This window comes from Streptomyces sp. TM32, assembly GCF_004122755.1.
Lineage (GTDB): Bacteria > Actinomycetota > Actinomycetes > Streptomycetales > Streptomycetaceae > Streptomyces > Streptomyces sioyaensis.
On sequence record NZ_SDIG01000031.1, the window covers coordinates 36,955 to 54,449 of the forward strand.

12 protein-coding genes are annotated in these 17,495 nt (G+C 73.0%); 9 read left to right on the forward strand and 3 right to left on the reverse strand.

Annotated features, from left to right (window positions below; genetic code table 11):
* The first annotated feature begins 13 nt into the window (after nt 1-13).
* Together EST92_RS10525 and EST92_RS10530 are read left to right on the forward strand one after the other, a co-directional pair.
* Nucleotides 14-2,878 carry a SpoIIE family protein phosphatase/ATP-binding protein gene (locus EST92_RS10525; protein ID WP_129280678.1) on the forward strand — a complete coding sequence of 955 codons (2,865 nt, stop codon included), beginning with the start codon at nt 14-16 and terminating at the stop codon, nt 2,876-2,878.
* Nucleotides 2,879-3,036: 158 nt separating this feature from the next.
* On the forward strand, nt 3,037-3,519 hold the full coding sequence (locus EST92_RS10530; protein WP_129280679.1) for a hypothetical protein: 483 nt from the start codon (nt 3,037-3,039) through the stop codon (nt 3,517-3,519).
* A 111-nt stretch (nt 3,520-3,630) separates the two neighbouring features.
* Here EST92_RS10530 and EST92_RS10535 read toward each other — a convergent pair whose 3' ends face one another.
* Entirely contained in the window at nt 3,631-4,083 is a 453-nt protein-coding gene (locus EST92_RS10535; protein WP_254068756.1) for a DUF4118 domain-containing protein, read from the reverse strand.
* Nucleotides 4,084-4,372: 289 nt separating this feature from the next.
* On the opposite strand from EST92_RS10535, the gene EST92_RS10540 reads away from it, so the two are divergent.
* From EST92_RS10540 to EST92_RS10555, 4 genes are all read left to right on the forward strand, one after another.
* Nucleotides 4,373-6,343 carry an APC family permease gene (locus EST92_RS10540; RefSeq protein ID WP_129280680.1) on the forward strand — a complete coding sequence of 657 codons (1,971 nt, stop codon included), beginning with the start codon at nt 4,373-4,375 and terminating at the stop codon, nt 6,341-6,343.
* A gap of 148 nt (nt 6,344-6,491) precedes the next feature.
* Nucleotides 6,492-7,286 carry a maleylpyruvate isomerase family mycothiol-dependent enzyme gene (locus EST92_RS10545; protein WP_129280681.1) on the forward strand — a complete coding sequence of 265 codons (795 nt, stop codon included), beginning with the start codon at nt 6,492-6,494 and terminating at the stop codon, nt 7,284-7,286.
* Between the two features lie 227 nt (nt 7,287-7,513).
* Nucleotides 7,514-8,392, forward strand: a complete 879-nt coding sequence (locus tag EST92_RS10550) for a sigma-70 family RNA polymerase sigma factor (protein ID WP_129280682.1) — start codon at nt 7,514-7,516, stop codon at nt 8,390-8,392.
* 369 nt (nt 8,393-8,761) lie between these two features.
* Complete coding sequence (locus tag EST92_RS10555) at nt 8,762-9,403, forward strand: transcriptional regulator (protein ID WP_129280683.1); 642 nt, start codon at nt 8,762-8,764, stop codon at nt 9,401-9,403.
* A gap of 93 nt (nt 9,404-9,496) precedes the next feature.
* On the opposite strand, the gene EST92_RS10560 is transcribed toward EST92_RS10555, so the two are convergent.
* Nucleotides 9,497-11,059, reverse strand: a complete 1,563-nt coding sequence (locus EST92_RS10560) for a nucleobase:cation symporter-2 family protein (protein ID WP_129280684.1) — start codon at nt 11,057-11,059, stop codon at nt 9,497-9,499.
* A 388-nt stretch (nt 11,060-11,447) separates the two neighbouring features.
* On the opposite strand from EST92_RS10560, the gene EST92_RS10565 reads away from it, so the two are divergent.
* From EST92_RS10565 to EST92_RS10575, 3 genes are all read left to right on the forward strand, one after another.
* Entirely contained in the window at nt 11,448-13,793 is a 2,346-nt protein-coding gene (locus tag EST92_RS10565; RefSeq protein ID WP_129280685.1) for an FHA domain-containing protein, read from the forward strand.
* A 16-nt stretch (nt 13,794-13,809) separates the two neighbouring features.
* Entirely contained in the window at nt 13,810-14,619 is an 810-nt protein-coding gene (locus tag EST92_RS10570) for a hypothetical protein (RefSeq protein ID WP_129280686.1), read from the forward strand.
* A 66-nt stretch (nt 14,620-14,685) separates the two neighbouring features.
* The gene (locus tag EST92_RS10575; protein WP_129280689.1) at nt 14,686-15,681 is read left to right on the forward strand and encodes a serine/threonine-protein kinase; all 996 of its coding nucleotides are present in this window, start codon (nt 14,686-14,688) and stop codon (nt 15,679-15,681) included.
* A gap of 2 nt (nt 15,682-15,683) precedes the next feature.
* On the opposite strand, the gene EST92_RS10580 is transcribed toward EST92_RS10575, so the two are convergent.
* Nucleotides 15,684-17,006, reverse strand: a complete 1,323-nt coding sequence (locus EST92_RS10580) for a streptophobe family protein (protein WP_129280687.1) — start codon at nt 17,004-17,006, stop codon at nt 15,684-15,686.
* Nucleotides 17,007-17,495 lie beyond the last annotated feature (489 nt).

Below are 17,495 nucleotides of genomic sequence, written 5' to 3' on the forward strand. Positions count from 1 at the left end.
TAAATATGTGGCCATGAGGGAATTTTTCCGGCGTGGGCGCGACGATTCCCCGGGATCGTCGCGCTCCCCGGGACAGCACCTGCGCGCGCTGCTGACCGCCCACAGCGTCGCGGGCCAGGTGTTCGTACTGCAGCTCGCGCTCACGGTGCTGCTGGTCCTCGCGGCGCTGCTGGCACTCTTCTTCCAGTCGGAGCGCGCGGGTACCCAGGAGGCCCGGCAGCGTTCGGCCGTCGGCGCCGAAACCTTCGCCCATGCGCCGGGCACCCTCGCCGCCATGCAGTCCGCCGACCCGACCGCGCAGCTCCAGCCCGCGGCGGAGGCGGCGCGCAAGGCCTCCGGCGCGGACCTCGTCGTCGCGCTCCGGCCCGACGGCATCCGCTGGACCCACCCCGATCCCCGCCTGATCGGCAAACCCGTCGCCCACCGGCCGCCGCTCGACGGCAAGACGCACACCGCCACGTTCACCACGTCGGTCGGCCGGGCGGTGAGCACCACGGTGCCGGTCCGCGCCAAGAACGGCTCGATCGCCGGGCTGGTCTCCGTCTCGATCCGCGTCCACCAGGCGGCCGAGTGGACGGAGCGCCAGCTGCCGCTGCTGCTCGGCTCCGCCGCCGGGGCGCTGCTGCTGGTCACCGGCGGGGCGGCATGGGTGAGCAACCGGCTGCGACGGCAGACGCACGGGCTGCATCCGGCCGAGATGCGGCGGATGTACGACCACCACGACGCGGTGCTGCACGCCGTACGGGAGGGCGTACTGATCATCAGCTGTGACGGGGTGCTGCTGCTGGCCAACGACGAGGCCCGGCGGCTGCTCGAACTGCCCGCGGACGCGGAGCGGCGCCCGGTCACGGACCTGGGCCTGTCGGCGCGGCTGAGCACCCTGCTGGCCTCGGGACGGCCCGCGACCGACGAGGTGCATCTGGCGGGCGACCGGCTGCTCTCGGTCAACGTCCGGCCCACCGCCCCCCGCAGCGGCCGGGCCGGGACCGTGGTGACGCTGCGGGACACCACCGAGCTGCGGGCGTTGTCCGGCCGGGCGGGGGTGGCCCAGGAGCGGCTGCGGCTGATCTACGACGCGGGGCTGCGGATCGGCACCACGCTGGACGTGGGGCGCACCGCCGAGGAACTGGCGGCCGTCGCGGTCCCCCGGTTCGCCGATGTGGTCACCGTCGAACTGCTGGAATCGGTGCAGCACGGCGGCGAACCGGAGACCGGGGCGAACGCGGTGCTGCGGCGGACGGCGCTCCGCGGCCTCCCCGAGGAGACGGCGGCCTACCGGGTCGGCGAGGCCCTCCCCGTGGTGGACGGCACCCCGATGGCCCAGGTGCTGGCGAGCGGACGGCCGGTACTCGTGGGGGATCTGCACGCGGCGGACGACTGGCGGCGGCAGAACGTGGCGGGCGCCCGGCGCGTGCTGGACCGGGGGATCCGGTCGCTGATCTCGGTACCGCTCCAGGCGCGGGGCGTGATCCTCGGGGTCGCCAACTTCTGGCGGGCCGAGGCCTCCGGTCGCTTCGAGGAGGAGGACCTGGCGTTCGCCGAGGAGCTGACCGCGCGGGCCGCGGTCGCGATCGACAACGCCCGCCGCTACACCCGCGAGCACACCACGGCCGTCACCCTGCAGCGCAGTCTGCTGCCCCAGACCCTGCCCGAGCAGTCCGCCCTGGAGGTGGCGCACCGCTATCTGCCGGCCCATGCCGGGGTGGGCGGCGACTGGTTCGACGTCATCCCGCTGCCGGGCGCCCGGGTGGCACTGGTGGTCGGCGATGTCGTCGGCCACGGCCTGCACGCCGCTGCCACCATGGGCCGGCTGCGTACCGCGGTCCACAACTTCTCCGCCCTCGATCTGCCGCCCGACGAGCTGCTCAGCCATCTGGACGAACTGGTCAGCCATATCGACACCGACGAGGCACGGGCGGCCGGCCTCGGCACCGGCGACGGGGGCGGGGACGGGCCCGGCGACGAGGGGTTGTGGCCGGGTGGGCCGCCCGGCCACACCGACGGCGGCCCGGCGGGCGCGGGGCGCACCGGCATCACCGGCGCGACCTGTCTGTACGCCATCTACGACCCGGTGGGTGGCCGGACCACCCTGGCCCTGGCCGGCCACCCCGGGCCGGCCGTGATCGGCCCCGACGGCACCGTCGCGTTCCCCGAGGTCCCCGTCTCCCCGCCGCTGGGCCTGGGCGGCAGCGTGCCGGTGGAGACCGCGGAGCTCACCCTGAGCGAGGGCTCCCGGCTGGTGCTGTACACGGACGGGCTGGTGGAGAACCGTGACCGCGCCATCGGCACCGGTCTGGAGCTGCTCCGTACGGCGCTGGCCGCCGGGGCGGACCGCACCCCGGAGCAGACCTGTACGGCGGTCCTCGACGCGATGCTGCCCGCCCACCCCAGCGACGACATCGCCCTGTTGGTGGCCCGTACCCGGCTGCTGGACCCCGCCAGGGTCGCCGACTGGGAGGTGGCTTCCGACCCGGCGGCGGTCGCACCCGTCCGGGCGGCCTGTCTGGACATGCTGGAGTCCTGGGGGCTGAGCGCGACCCAGTTCACCACCGAGCTGATCCTCAGCGAGCTGCTCACCAACGCCATCCGCTACGGCGCCCAGCCGATCCGGGTCCGCCTGCTCTACGACCGCAGCCTGATCTGCGAGGTCTCCGACGGCACCAGCGCCTCCCCGCATCTGCGCCGGGCCGCCACCACGGACGAGGGCGGCCGCGGGCTCTTCCTGGTCGCCCAGTTCGCCCAGCGCTGGGGCACCCGGTACACCCCCGGCGGCAAGGTCATCTGGACCGAGCAGTCCCTCGACGGAAGCGGGCCGCCCACCGGCCCGGAGTCGGCCGACGACGTCCTCGACCAGTGGGGCGACGTGCCCGAGTTGTGAGGGCGGCGGTGCGGGCGCCGTCCCGTCGCGCCGTGGTCGCCGGAGGGTGTCCGCCGTGGTCGCCCGGGGGTGTCGGCCACGGCCGTCGTCGGATGCAGCCCGGTGATCCCCTGGCTAGGCTCGTTCAGGGGGCCGAAGACTTGATCTTGGAGGCTCCTGTGGTGTACCTGCCCGAAGCGCGAGATGTGGCTCCCCGACTGGCCACCGGCGCCTTCGTCCTCAACTCCGGGCTGTCGCACCTGCGGGCCGACCGGGCGACCTCCGAGGGCCTGCACGGGATGGCCGTCGTCGCCTATCCGTTCCTGGACCGGGTGCCCGCCGAGCGGTTCACCCGGCTGCTGGCGTGCGCCGAGATCGCGGTCGGCGGCGCGCTGCTGGCGCCGTTCGTGCCGACCCGACTGGCGGGACTGGCGCTGACCGGGTTCTCCGGCGGACTGGTCGGGCTGTATCTGCGGATGCCGGGGATGCGGCAGCCGAAGAGTCTGCGGCCGACCCAGGACGGCATTCAGCTGGCGAAGGACGTCTGGCTGCTGGGCATCGGGCTCGGTTTCCTGGGGGCCGCGCGCCCCTGGCAGCGGGCCGCGTCCCGCCGGCGGCGGACGGCCGTCGCCCGTTGCCGCCACCACTGCTGCCGGCGCTGACGACCCGGCCCGTCCGTCGTACGCGACGACGCCGGAGACAGCACCGCGGGGCGCGGGCGACGGCCCGGACCGGTCCGGGCGGCCGGTGCGGACGTCAGCCGGCGCGGATGGTCAGCAGGCCGACCGGCGCCGGACGGCGCGCACGGCGGCGGCACCGCACGCGCCCGCGGCAGCAGCGAGGAGAAGCATCAGCAGAGCCGTCCGGTCCTGCGCCCGGAAGGCCAGGTCGGAGTGCCCGTTCAGCACGAAGCCGTCGTAGAACAGCCAGGACACCAGGGCCACCACGGGCACCACAACCGGCCGGGCGAGCGCGGAGAACACCACCGTCAGCAGGAGGAAGGCGGCCGGCGCGACGGGGGCGGGGGCACTCCCGCCGGCCAGCATCAGGGCGGTCGCCAGGAGCGCCGCTCCCACCGCGCCGAGCGGCAGGGCGAGGTCACGGGCGAGGGTGCGGCCGGGTGCCACCGGGTGGGCCGGGCGCGCGGGGCGCGCCGCCGCGCGGGGCAAGGGACGCCGGACTGCGAGGGGGCGGCGCGCGGGCGCCGGCCGGTGCAGCAGAGCCATGGGGAACACCTCCAGCTGCGGCCCCTGCGGCGGACCGGTGCGGTCCGGTGGACCCGCGGTGGACCCTGCCGCCAGACTGCGCGCCGAAGGGCGGGCGGGAGCGTCGCCGCGCGGTCCTTAACGCCGTACGTACGGACCACAGACGCTTCCTGACGTCGTCCTAACGCTTTCTTGACGCCGAGCATGTCGTCTGGGGCGGGGCAACCGGCGACACCGCCCCCACGGTGATGCATACTCGCTGCTCGTTGCCCAAATCCGACGACCGAAGAGATCGGCAGGACGTGCCCACATGACCACCACTGTCCAGGCGGACCCCACGCCCCCTGCCCCCGCCTCCCGGCGGTGGCGTGCCTGGCTGCTGGACGGGCTGAGCAGTCAGGCCGCCCGCCACCCCGGGCCGCACGGCACCCCGCCGGCAGAGCACAAGGGGCACTCCTGGTGGCGCGTGATGTGCCTCACGGGTGTCGACTACTTCTCGACCCTGGGCTATCAGCCGGGCATCGCCGCGCTGGCGGCCGGGGTGCTCTCACCGTTCGCCACCCTCGTCCTGATCGCGCTGACCCTGCTCGGCGCCCTCCCGGTGTACCGCAGGGTCGCCAAGGAGAGCCCGAACGGCGAGGGTTCGATCGCCATGCTGGAGCGGCTGCTGCCCTGGTGGGCGGGCAAGCTGCTGGTGCTGGTGCTGCTGGGGTTCGCCGCCACGGACTTCATCATCACCATGACGCTGTCGGCCGCGGACGCCTCGGCGCACGTCGTGGAGAACCCGTTCGCCCCTCCCCTGCTGCACGGCGCGAACCTGTGGATCACCTTGCTGCTGCTGGCCGCCCTGGGCGCGGTCTTCCTCAAGGGTTTCCGTGAGGCGATAGGCATAGCCGTCGGTCTGGTCGGGGTCTATCTGACGCTGAACGTCGTCGTCCTGGGCACCGCGGCCTGGCACGTGCTGTCGCACCCGGTGGTGATCGACAACTGGTGGGGCACGCTGACCGCCGGGCACTCCTCGCCGCTGGCGATCGTCGGGGTGGCGCTGCTGGTCTTCCCCAAGCTGGCGTTGGGCATGTCCGGCTTCGAGACGGGTGTCGCCGTCATGCCGCAGATCCGGGGCGACGCCGCCGACACCCCCGCGCGCCCGGCCGGCCGGATCCGCGGCACCCGCCGGCTGCTGACCACCGCGGCGCTGGTCATGAGCGGCTTCCTGCTGCTGTCGAGCCTGGCGACCACCCTGCTCATTCCGCAGAAGGAGTTCGACACCGGCGGCGCGGCCAACGGGCGGGCGCTGGCGTATCTGGCGCACCAGTACCTCGGCGAGGGCTTCGGCACCGTCTACGACATCTCCACCATCGCCATCCTCTGGTTCGCCGGCGCCTCGGCGATGGCCGGACTGCTCAACCTCGTACCGCGCTATCTGCCGCGCTACGGCATGGCACCGGAGTGGACCCGGGCGGTGCGTCCGCTGGTGCTCATCTTCCTGGCCACCGCCTTCGGCATCACCTTCTTCTTCAACGCGAGCGTCGACGACCAGAGCGGTGCCTACGCCACCGGCGTGCTGGTGCTGATGCTCTCGGCGTCGTTCGCCTCCACCGTCGCCGCCCGCCACCGGCGGCTGCGCGCGGCCACCGTCGGGTTCGGCGCCATCACCCTGGTCTTCGGCTACACCCTGGTCACCAATGTCATCGAGCGGCCGGACGGTCTGAAGATCGCCTTGCTGTTCATCCTCGGCATCCTGCTGACCTCGTTCGCCTCGCGGGTCCACCGGGCCTTCGAACTGCGCGCCGTACAGGTCGACTTCGACGAAACGGCACAGCGGCTGATCGACACCGCGCTGGCGGCCGGTCCGCTGCGGCTGATCGCCAACGAGCCCGATGAGCGGGACGCGGCGGAGTACCGGGAGAAGGAGTACAGCCAGCGCGAGGAGACCCATATCCCCGACGGCCGGCCGGTGCTGTTCCTGGAGGTGACGGTCCGGGACTCCTCGGACTTCACCACGGACCTGCACGTCCGGGGCGAGGAGCGGTACGGGGCGCAGATCCTGCGGGTCGAGGGCGCCGGCGTGGCGAACACCATCGCGGCCGTGCTGATGCAGCTGCGCGAGCACACCGGCCAGGTGCCGCACATCTACTTCAACTGGACCGAGGGCCATCCGGTCAGCCATCTGCTGCGCTTCCTGGTCTTCGGTGACGGCGAGGTCGCGCCGGTCGCCCGGGAGGTCCTCCGCCGCGCCGAGCCCGACCCGGCCCGGCGCCCGCGGGTCCACGTCGGCTGACCCGGCGGACGGTGCCGGTGGCGACGGTATTGGCGGCCACCTGCCCACCGGGTGGCCGCTCGTCCCCTCCCCGGCCGGTTGTGACAGGCTGCGCGCACAGGCCCGGCGGTCCGGTCGCCGGGCCGCAGCGAGCGGAAGAGCAGCGCCCATGAACCCGTCGGACACCCCGGGCCGGGCGGCCGTCGCCCCAGCCGTGCACCGCGACGCCGTCGCGACACAGACCGCGCGGTTCGTGGCGGCACTGGACGGCGCGGACCTGTCGGTCCCGGTGCCCGGCTGCCCCGAGTGGACGCTCCGGGACCTGGTCCGTCACACCGGGAGCGTGCAGCGGCTGTTCTCGCTCCTGCTGCGCCGGCGGGTCCAGGAGCCTCCGCGCAGCCGCGAGGTGGAGTTGCGGCTGCCCGCGGACGACAGCGGCTGGGCCGGCTGGCTGACGGCGAGTGCGGCGGAGGCCGCCGATGCCTTCGCCGGGACAGACCCGGACGCCCCGATGTGGGCCTGGGGTGCCGACCCGCACGCCCGGTTCTGGATGCGGCGGATGCTGTTCGAGACGCTGGTGCACCGCACCGACGCGGAGCGTGCCGTCGGTCTCCGGCCGGTGATCGATCCCGTACTCGCGGCCGACGGCGTGGACGAGTTCCTGGTCAATCTGCCGTTCGCGGCCTCCTTCGCCCCCAAGGTGGCGCACCTGCGCGGCAACGGCGAGACCCTCCGCTTCCGGTGCACGGACACGGCCGGCGACTGGCTGGTCCGCCTGCGGCACGACGGCTTCGGCCTCGCCCCGGAGGCCGCGGCCCCCGACTCCGCGGACGCCGGTGTCGAGGCACCCGCCGCGGATCTGCTGCTCCTCCTGTACGGCCGCCTCGACCGCAGCGCAGACGCCGTCGAGACCGCCGGCGACGAGGAGTTGCTGGCCCGCTGGTTCGCCAACTCCGAGTTCTGATACGGGCGTTGGGGCACCCGCCGACCCCTGCGAGCCGCCGGCCGGACACCGCGGCTCCGCAGGGGCCCGCCTCGCCACACCCCGCACGGGCCCGCCTCGCCACACCTCGCCGGTGACGGGCGGCGCACCCCGCTGCGTGGCAGCCTGACGCTCGGGGGTCACACCGGCTCTGCCCCACGGGTCACGTCTCCGGCACGCCACCACGACGGACGAGGGACGGGTGACCGATGGACGAGCAGGACCTGCCGGCGGAGCGGTTCGAGCGGTACCGCCCCCGGATGCGGGCGGTGGCCTACCGGGCGCTCGGCTCGACCGGCGAGGCGGAGGACGCCGTCCAGGAGGCCTGGCTGCGGCTGAGCCGCTCCGGCGCCGATGAGGTGGAGAACCTCGGCGGCCGGCTCACCACGGTCGTCGCGCGGGTGTCGCTCGACATGCTGCGCTCGCGCGCCACCCGGCGGCAGGACCCCGGGGAGGCGCACCGGACGGAGACGGCCGCGGGGCCCGCGGCCGACGAGGCCACCGGGCCCGCACGGCAGGCGGTGCTCGCCGATTCCGTCGGCCTCGCGCTGCTCGTCGTCCTGGACACGCTGGCGCCCGCCGAACGGCTGGCGTTCGTGCTGCACGACATGTTCGCCGTGCCGTACGACGAGATCGCCCCGGTCGTCGAGCGCACCCCGGCCGCGACCCGGCAGCTCGCGGACCGGGCCCGCCGCCGGGTGCGCGGCGTGCCCGGCCTTCCCGAGACCGATGTCGCCCGCCAGCGCGAGGCCGTCGAGGCCTTTCTCGCGGCCGCGCGCGGCGGGGACTTCGGGACGCTGCTGGCGCTGCTCGACCCGGAGGCGGAGCTGAGCACCGACGCCGCGGCCGCGCTGGCGGGGGCGGGCCCGGCGCACGGGGCGGCGGCGGTGGCCGAGGCCTTCGTGGGACGGGCCGAGGCCGCACAGCCGGCGCTCATCGGTGGCACCGCGGGACTCGTCTGGGCCCCGGGCGGCACCCCCCGGGTCGTCTTCGGATTCACCATCCGGGACGGCCGGGTCGTCGCCATCGAACTGCTCGCCGACGCCGAGCGCATCGGCCGGCTGGATCTGGAACTCCTGGCCGACTGAGCGGCCGTGGCGGGAGCCAGCTGCTGCCGGTCCCAAGAATCGCTACCGCCCGGTAAATGACGAGCCATCGGCTATACCCGGTAAGCGAGTTGAGGCATGAAATCGGACAGATAGCGCACATCCCCCGCACCCCGATCTTCAAGGCCCGTGACGCCTTCAATCCGAAGGGCGAACTGGAGATTCGTACGTATGGACCATCTGTTAATCTGCCCGCTCCTGGATGTTCCTCCATCTCCAGTCCCCCAAGCACCCTTCGTCCGCCGGGTGCAGCGAGGTGTCCCGAACGTGTACAGCACTCCCTTTTCCCCCGCAGAGGCCAGATCCGCGCGGGCCCGGGTGGGCCTGAGCACGGCTCAGGTGGCCCAGGCCATGACGGCATGCGGAGCGCCGGTACGCCCCGAGCTCGTCGACGCCTGGGAGTACGGCTCCCAGCTCCCCACCGAGCCGCAGCTGTTCGCCCTGGCCGATGTCCTGTGGTGCCCGCCGACCGTGCTGATGGGCGTCGAGCCGCGGACCCTGGCCGAACACCGGATGGCCCGCCAGCTGAGCGTGGAGCGCCTGTCGCAGCTGATCGGCATGGACCCGGCCCGATACCGGGCGGCCGAGGAGGCACAGCAGTGGACGGGCGACTACCGGCAGACCAAGGCGCTGGTGGACGCGCTCGGGCTGTCGCTGCGCAAGCTGATCGCGGTGATGGGGCACAACGAGGAGCTGACCGGGCATCTGCGGACGGCCATCGACGGGCGCTGGAAGTCGCACGTCGGCCCGGTCGCCACGATCACCACGCTGAACAAGACCCGGGTGAGCGACGCCCTGCGCACGATGCATGCGGAGTTCGCGGAGTTCTCCGAGCGCTACATGGGGCATGTCGTGGCGCGGAGCGCCGACGCCCGCCTCAAGGAGGTCGCGGCCGAGCGTTCGGCGTATCTGCGCCGGCTGGTGGACCACTTCTGGGAGCTGATCGGGGACGCGGGCGAGGCACCGCCGTTCCACACCGTGCCCACGCACTGACGGGACAGCACGGGGCACCGGAGGCGGGCGGGCGGACTCGGGCGGGGCGGGACGTGTTGCCAGGTCCCGCCCCGCCCGCGGCCGTCGGCGGACTCAGTGACCCTGGCCGGACGGACCCCACTGGGGGCTCTGCGGGTGCGGCGGGTACTGCGGGCCGCCCGGGGTGTTCGGCGCCGGGGCTCCGTGCGGACCGTAAGGGTCGGCCGGCGCGTACGGCTCCGCGGGCGCGTGGGCATCCATGGGCCCGGGCGCTTCGTCCGGTTCGTCGGCCGCGATCTCGTCCCAGTCGATCTCCATCGTCCTGCGGCGGGTGAAGACGTTGAAGAAGAGGTTCAGCAGCACGGCGGTCAGACTGCCGAGGGTGATCCCGCTGTCGAGGACCGCCCGGACGTCCTCCGGCATCCGCTGGAAGAACGGCTCGACCGCGGTCGGCAGCAGCGAGGCGGCGAAGCTGACCGCCAGGATCAGCGCATTGCGCTCCTCGCGCAGATCCACCTTGCCCAGGATCTGGATACCGACCGTGGCGACCATGCCGAACATCGCGATCGCGGCGCCGCCGAGCACCGGATGCGGAATCGCGGCCACCACGCTGCCCGCCTTGGGCAGCAGCCCCATCACGATCATGAAGAAGCCGGCCGCGACCACCACGAACCGGCTCATGACCTTCGACATCCGCACCAGGCCGATGTTTTCCGCAAATGCCACGTACGGAAAGGAGTTGAGCACCCCGCCCAGAACGGTGGCGATACCGTCCGCGCGCAGGGCGCTGGCGACGGTGGTGTTGTCGATCCGCTTACGGGTGATCTCCCCGATGGCGTAGACGTCGCCGGTGGTCTCCACCATGGTGATCAGCATGACGACGAGCATGGCGATGATCGGGAAGAGCTCGAACTTCGGCATTCCGTAGTGGAATGGCGTGCTGACGCCGAACCAGGCGGAATCCTTCACCGCGCCGAAATCCGCGTCGCCGAAGAACCAGGCGACCGCCGTGCCGGCGACCAGGCCGAGCAATACGGCGAGGCTGCTGAGATACGGCTTCCCCAGCCGCACCACGAGCAGGATGAACAGCAGGGTCCCCAGCGCGTATCCGAGGTTCTTGAGATCGCCGAATTCGGGGTGTCCGATCAGCTTCGCACCGCCGGCGGCGTCCTTGAGGCCCTGCGGGATCAGGGTGAGGCCGATGATGGTGAGGATCGTGCCGATGACGACCGGCGGGAAGTACTTCACCAGCTTGCTGAAGAACGGCGCGAAGAGGAAGGTCGCTATGCCTGCCGTGATCACCGCGCCGTAGACGACGAGCAGTCCGGCGGTGCCGCCGCCGGCCCCCAGGCCGATCGCGATCATCGGCGAGACGGCGGTGAAGGTGACGCCCTGGACCAACGGCAGCCTGGCGCCGATCTTCCAGATGCCCAGGGCCTGGATGATCGAGGCGATACCGCAGGTCAGCAGGTCCGCATTGATCAGGTAGACCAGCTGTTCGTGGGACAGGCCGAGGGCGTTCCCGAGGATGATCGGGACGATCACCGCGCCCGCGTAAAAGGCGAGGACGTGCTGGAATCCGTAGAGCGTGAGCTTGCCGACCGGGAGCACCTCGTCGACCGGGTGCGTGCCGTCGCGGGAGATCTGCTCGGGGTCGTGTCGGGAGACTCGTGCCATCTCTGCCTTGCCTTCAGGAGGTAGGTGAATAAGAAGGGACCGGCACCGCCGTACCACGGAGGACGGACGGGCCGGCTGGGTCCTACAAAGCCGACGCTCTGCGGTGTTGCCGGCACCACGCAGCCCTGCGCTGTACTTGTCGTCCTGGTTCGACAGGACTTCCTTCGATCAGTGCAACAAATTCCGGCATTTCCATGGAATTTGAAAGTGCGGCCAATCGGATCGCTCACCCTAGTTGACCTGTGCCCATTCTCGCGAGTAACCGGTCGTATGCGCTCGCAATAAAGGGGGATCATGTCGCGAAATGCCGTTTTGGGTAGGGTCTTTGTGGGCCGCGGTGCCGCCGCGCGAAGAGGCGGAGCCGGTCCCTCCGCCGTAAAATTCTGGTATGGCCGAGTGGCAGGACGCGCCCACCGCGCCGGAGCTCGTCGTGGAGTCCGACGGCGGCACCCAGGTGATGGACCCCGGCCGCGTCTACCACGTCGGACGGGACCCCGCGAGCGAGGTCGTGCTGAGCGACGCCCGGGTCTCCTGGCATCACGCGGTGCTCCGGGCCAAGGCCGGGCACTGGACCGTTGAGGACGAGGGCAGCACCAACGGCACCTACGCCGACGGGCGGCGGGTGCAGGAGTCCGGGGTCGGGCCCGGCAGCGTGATCCGGTTCGGCAACCCCGCCGACGGGCCGTGCGCGGTGCTCTCCGTGCCGCCCCGCCCGACCCGGGTCGAGCGGCCCTCGGCCGTCTCCCACCCCGCGGGCACCAGCACCTTCCGCCGGCCCAGTGCGGTGCGGCCGCTGCCGGCCGCCCGGACCACCCGGATCGGCCGCGCGAGCGACAACGACATGGTCGTCGACGACCTCACGGTCTCCCGGCGGCACGCGGAGCTGCGCGCGGGCCCGGACGGTTTCGAGATCGTCGACCTGGACAGCCACAACGGCACCTACCTCAACGGCCAGCCGGTGGACCGGGCCCCGATGATCCCCGGCGACATCGTCGGTATCGGGCACTCCGCGTTCGCCCTGGTCGGCGACGAACTCCAGGAGTTCGTCGACACCGGCGAGGTGTCACTGGACGTGCAGGACCTGGCCGTACGCGTCGACAAGGGCCGCAAGACGCTGCTGGACAAGGTCTCGTTCCCGGTGGGTGAGAAGTCGCTGCTCGCCGTGGTCGGACCGAGCGGCGCGGGCAAGTCGACGCTGCTCAACGCGCTGACCGGACTGCACCCCGCGGACGACGGCACGGTGCTCTACGACGGCCGTGACCTCTACCGCGACTACGCCGAGCTGCGCCAGCGCATCGGGCTGGTCCCGCAGGACGACATCCTGCATCTTCAGCTGACCGTGCGCCGGGCGCTCGGCTATGCCGCGCAGCTGCGCTTCCCCGAGGACACCGCGAAGGCCGAGCGGCAGGCGCGGGTCGACGAGGTGATCCATGAACTGGGCCTCGACCAGCGGGTCAAGCAGCCGATCCACAGCCTCTCGGGCGGCCAGCGCAAGCGGGTGAGCGTCGCGCTGGAGCTGCTGACGAAACCGTCGCTGCTCTTCCTCGACGAACCGACCTCCGGGCTCGACCCCGGAATGGACCGCTCCGTCATGCATATGCTGCGCGGCCTCGCGGACGACGGCCGTACCGTCATCGTCGTCACCCACAGCGTGCTGAGCCTCGATGTCTGCGACCGGCTGCTGATCCTGGCGCCGGGCGGCACGATCGCCTACTACGGGCCGCCGCAGGAGGCGCTGCGCTACTTCGGGTACACGCAGTGGCCGGAGGCGTTCGAGGCGTTCGAGAACGACCGGGACCGTGACTGGGCGGGCGAGTTCCGCGCCTCGCCGCAGCACCGCCGCTACATCGCGATGGAGTCCCACCAGCCGCCGCGCGCCCCGGAGGCGCCGCGGGGGCCGGTGTCCGCGCCCAAGGCACAGAGCTGGGGCAAACAGCTGCACACGCTGGTCCGGCGCTATGCGGCGGCGCTGTCCGCCGACCGGACCTTCCTGGTCATCATGGTGGCGCTGCCGTTCGTGATGGGGGCGATGGCGCACGCCCTGGCCGGGTCCTCGCTCGCCGAGGGGGCGGGCGCCATCAACGCCCTGCTGATCCTGTGTGTCGGAGCGGTGTTGACCGGCGCCGCCAACGCGGTACGGGAACTGGTCAAGGAGCGGACGATCTATCAACGGGAGAGAGCCGTCGGCCTGTCCCGCTCGGCGTATCTGATGTCCAAGGTGCTGGTACTGGGGTCGATCACGATCGTCCAGGCCGTGGTGCTGACCCTGGTGGCGCTGTTCGGCGTCAAACTGAACGCACCGGGCGGCAAGGGCGTGTTGCTGCCGCCGCTGCTCGAAATCACCCTGGCGGTGGCCCTGTTGGCCTTCACCGCCATGATGCTCGGCCTGTTCGTGTCCGCGCTGGTGCGGAAGGAGGAGGTCACCATGCCGCTGCTGGTCCTCCTCGCGATCGTCCAGGTCGTGTTCTGCGGTGCGCTGCTGAAACTGACCGGCGTGCCGGTGCTGGAGCAGCTGTCGTGGCTGGTGCCGTCCCGGTGGGCGCTCGGCGCCATGGCGGGCACCATCGATCTGCACCATCTCGTACCGCAGGCAAGCACCACCGACCCGCTGTTCCAGCACTCCGCGGGGATCTGGCTGCTGGACATGGGCATGATGATCGTGCTCTCGCTGATCCTCGGCTTCGTGGTGCTCAGGCTGCTGCGGCGGCACGAGCCCGAGATCATGCGTGAGTAGCGCCCGGGAGCCGCCGATGACCTCGCCCGAGTTCCTCCCCAGCCATGTCGTCCCACCGGAGGGGATGGCGACCTGGGCGGCCCCGGACACCACCCGCCCGTCCTCGCCGCTCGACCCGCTGCTGCCGGTCCAAGTCGTCGACCGCCGGGGCGACTGGGCCCTGGCACTGTGCTCCAACGGCTGGTCGACCTGGGTGGACGGCCGGCTGCTGCTGTCCGTCCCGCGCGAACCGCCGGCCGCCGCACAGCCCGCCGCCCGGACCGCGGACCCCCGGCCGCTGCTGGGCGCGGCGGAGGAGGAGCTGAGCCGGTACCGGCACCTCGTGGAGGAGCTGGCAGCCGGGCAGTTGGACGGCGAGTCGTTCACCCGGCGCACCCGGGGCAAGCGGCTGGGGGTGGTCGTGGACGGCGATGCGGTCTGGCTGTACGACGCCCGGCACGAGCGCTGGTGCTATTGCGACGGGGTGTCGTTGCAGACGTACGCCGTGGCGTCGAAGCCCTCCTCACGGCCGGGAGCGCAGAAGCCGCCGGAGCCGGGCTCCGGCGGGCGGGACGCGCCGGACGCGACGTACGGGGCGGAGGAGGGCGCGGCTGACGGGCCGACGGGCGCGGTGGACGAGCCAACGGGCGCGACGGACCGGCCGGAGGGCGCGGCGGATCCGGCGCAGAAGCCCGCCGGGCCCGCATCCGGCACCGTTTCCGGGGACGCCGCGTCCGGTACGGACCCCGGCCCCGCGGGGCCGCCGGACGGGCCTCCTCCGCCGGACCCCGACCGGACCCGGGCCATGGACCCCGGCGGGCCGCCGCCGGCCGCCGGACGCGGGTGACCTCCGGTGAACGGCGAGCAGGAAGCGGCCGGCCCGGGCCAGGAGCGTGCCACGTCCGCCCCCGCGATGCGCGGGCGGCAACTCGCCGGATATCTGCTCCAGGACGAGATCGGCCGGGGCGGGATGGCCGTGGTCTACCGGGCGGAGGATCTGCGGCTGGGCCGCACCGTGGCGGTCAAGCTGCTGGCGCCCGAGCTCGCCCGGAACGACACCTTCCGGCAGCGCTTCGCCCATGAGTCGCGGGTGGCCGCGGCGATCGACCACCCGCACATCGTGCCGGTCTTCGAGGCCGGGGAGACCGAGGGCGTGCTCTACATCGCGATGCGCTACGTCGAGGGGCGGGATCTGCGGGCGCTGCTCGACCGCGACGGGCCGCTCCCGCTGGAGACCGCCTGCCGGATCGCCCTCCAGGTGGCCTCGGCGCTGGACGCGGCCCATGCGCACGACCTGGTGCACCGGGACGTCAAGCCGGGCAACATCCTGATCGCCGAGGGCACCGACAGCGACCGCCCCGAGCACGCCTACCTCACCGACTTCGGGCTGACGAAGAAGTCCCTGTCGCTGACCGGGTTCACCAGCGTCGGCCAGTTCGTCGGCACCCTGGACTATGTGGCGCCGGAGCAGATCTCGGGCCGCCCGGTGGACGGCCGCTGCGACGTCTACAGCCTGGCCTGCGTCCTCTTCGAAATGCTGACCGGGGCACCGCCCTTCCGGCGCGACGACGACATGGCGCTGTTGTGGGCGCACCAGTACGATCCGCCGCCGCCCCCGACCCGGCAGCGGACGGATCTGCCGGAGTCCGTCGACGCGGTGTTCGCCCAGGCACTGGCCAAGGCGCCCGAGGACCGCTACGAGACCTGCCGGGGCTTCGTGGCGGCGCTGCGTGCGGCCGGTCGGACCGCGGGTCCCGGGGCAGCGGTGGGTGCTGCCCGGGCGCATCCCGTGACGCAGGTGGACGCCCGGGCGGACCCGGGCGGCCGGCGCAGCGCGGCGCCCCCGCCGCCCCCGCGCTGGGCCACCCCGGTGTTCCCGGGCCGCGCGGGGCAGCCACCGGCGGTGTGAGGTCAGGGTTCCGGTGGGCGCTGTGGTGCCGGTACCTCGCCCGGGTGCCGTACCCGCCGCGCCAGCAGGCTGCCGAGGAAGCCGGTGACCAGCCCCCACAGGAGGCCCACCCCCACCAGGCGCAGGAGTTGCGGTTCCAGGGTGACCCCATTGCCCAGGCCGCCCCCGAGGTCGCCGACGCCGATCACGGAGAGGCCGAAGCTGGCGGAGATCCGGGTGAGCAGTCCGACGGTGAACAGGGTGAGCGCCAGCGCCACGGCCATCTCGACGGCGTGCCGCCAGGCCGGCCGCCGGGCCGGGGAGCGCACGGCCGCGCGGAAGGCGACCGCGAGCAGCACCACGGCCGCCACCGCCACCAGCAGCCAGACCCGGCCGTCGTGCGCGGCGAGCGAACCGAGGTCCAGGGTCCGCTGCCCGCGGGTGCGCAGCACCTGGTCGAGGGCGGGCGGCACGGGGAGCCCGATGGCCTTGTCGACGTGCCCCACCCAGCCACCGCCGGTGCCGATGCCCAGCGCCATCCAGGCCAGGTTGGGCAGCCCGAGGAAGATGACGGCGAAGGTCCGTGCCGGATCCCCCCGGGTGAAGAGCTCGACGATGCCGATGACCAGCCCGATCGCGGCATAGGTGAGCAGGGTCAGCAGCATCGCGAAGGCGGGGGGCCGTACCGAGTCCTGGAAGTGCAGCAGCCGCGGGGAGAGCGGGGCGCGGCGCGAGATGAGGAAGGTCAGCACGAGCAGCGCCAGCACCCAGAGCAGCCCGACACCGAGCGTCGCGGGCAGGTCGGCGCGGAAGCCGATGACGGGGGTGGCGCCCAGCTCGGCGCCGAGCTGGTCGGCGAGGTCGTTGCCCACCGAGATCCGGAAGTCGTGCGCGGCCGCGAGCGCGAGCAGCAGCAGAAGCACCAGCCAGCACACCGCCGTACGGCCGATCCGGCCGAGCAGCTCCCCGGTGCCGGCCACCGCCCGGTGGCGCAGCGGCAGCAGGAAGACGGCGGCGGTCACCAGCGCCCCGGCGAGCGTGACCGACAGCGGTACGGCGTCGAGGTTCGCATGGGCCCGGGCGAGGGCTCCGACGTCGCCGGACAGGCCGACCGAGCCGCCGGCGGCGACCACCACCGTGGCCGCGACCACCGAGGGGAACGCCCCGCCGGGGAGGTCCGCGGCGCCGGCCGCCCACAGGCCGAGCGTGGCGATCACGATCATCGTGACGATGCCCGCCACCGCCGTCCCGAGCGCGTGTGCCCAGGCCCGGACCTCGGGCGGGGCGCGGTGGGCGGATACCGGGCCGGGGGGACCGGCCGACGTGGTGCCTCGCAGCTGGCTCAAGCTCTCTCCTGCCGGTACGGGACCGCCCTTGCAGGCGGTCCGCCGGGTGGGCGCCGTCACGGCCGCGCACGAGGCGCCGTGACGCTCCGCCGCGGAGCGCGCGACGCGGTGCCGTGCCCGCGTGGACGGCGGTCCCCACCACCGTAAGCACCCTGTGTACCGCCCCGCTTGCGGACCGTACCGAACCCGGGCACACAATGTCCTTGACATCGACAAACACGGGCAAAATTCGCATAGCCGGATGGCCCACACGCGTCGGAAGGGCCACCCGTGACTTCTTCACCGCCGCCGGACAGTCACCCGACAGGGCCACCGTCGGGCCCGCTCTCCGGCCACCCGCACGACCCCACCCAGGTGGCGCCGCAACCGGGAGCGCGGCCGGAGGAGCCCACCACACCGGAGACCGCCCCCCACCCCGGCGGCCCCAGCGGCCCGGGCGGCCCCGGCCGGGCCGCTGGGGCCGCCGGGGTGGGGGGCGGTCTCCGGTGT

Coding starts and splice junctions, on each gene's coding strand:
- EST92_RS10525 (WP_129280678.1), top strand. CDS start 14: ATGAGGGAATTTTTCCGGCGTGGGCGCGACGATTCCCCGGGATCGTCG.
- EST92_RS10535 (WP_254068756.1), bottom strand. CDS start 4,083: ATGGCTCTGCTGCACCGGCCGGCGCCCGCGCGCCGCCCCCTCGCAGTC.
- EST92_RS10540 (WP_129280680.1), top strand. CDS start 4,373: ATGACCACCACTGTCCAGGCGGACCCCACGCCCCCTGCCCCCGCCTCC.
- EST92_RS10545 (WP_129280681.1), top strand. CDS start 6,492: ATGAACCCGTCGGACACCCCGGGCCGGGCGGCCGTCGCCCCAGCCGTG.
- EST92_RS10550 (WP_129280682.1), top strand. CDS start 7,514: ATGGACGAGCAGGACCTGCCGGCGGAGCGGTTCGAGCGGTACCGCCCC.
- EST92_RS10555 (WP_129280683.1), top strand. CDS start 8,762: ATGACGGCATGCGGAGCGCCGGTACGCCCCGAGCTCGTCGACGCCTGG.
- EST92_RS10560 (WP_129280684.1), bottom strand. CDS start 11,059: ATGGCACGAGTCTCCCGACACGACCCCGAGCAGATCTCCCGCGACGGC.
- EST92_RS10565 (WP_129280685.1), top strand. CDS start 11,448: ATGGCCGAGTGGCAGGACGCGCCCACCGCGCCGGAGCTCGTCGTGGAG.
- EST92_RS10570 (WP_129280686.1), top strand. CDS start 13,810: ATGACCTCGCCCGAGTTCCTCCCCAGCCATGTCGTCCCACCGGAGGGG.
- EST92_RS10575 (WP_129280689.1), top strand. CDS start 14,686: ATGCGCGGGCGGCAACTCGCCGGATATCTGCTCCAGGACGAGATCGGC.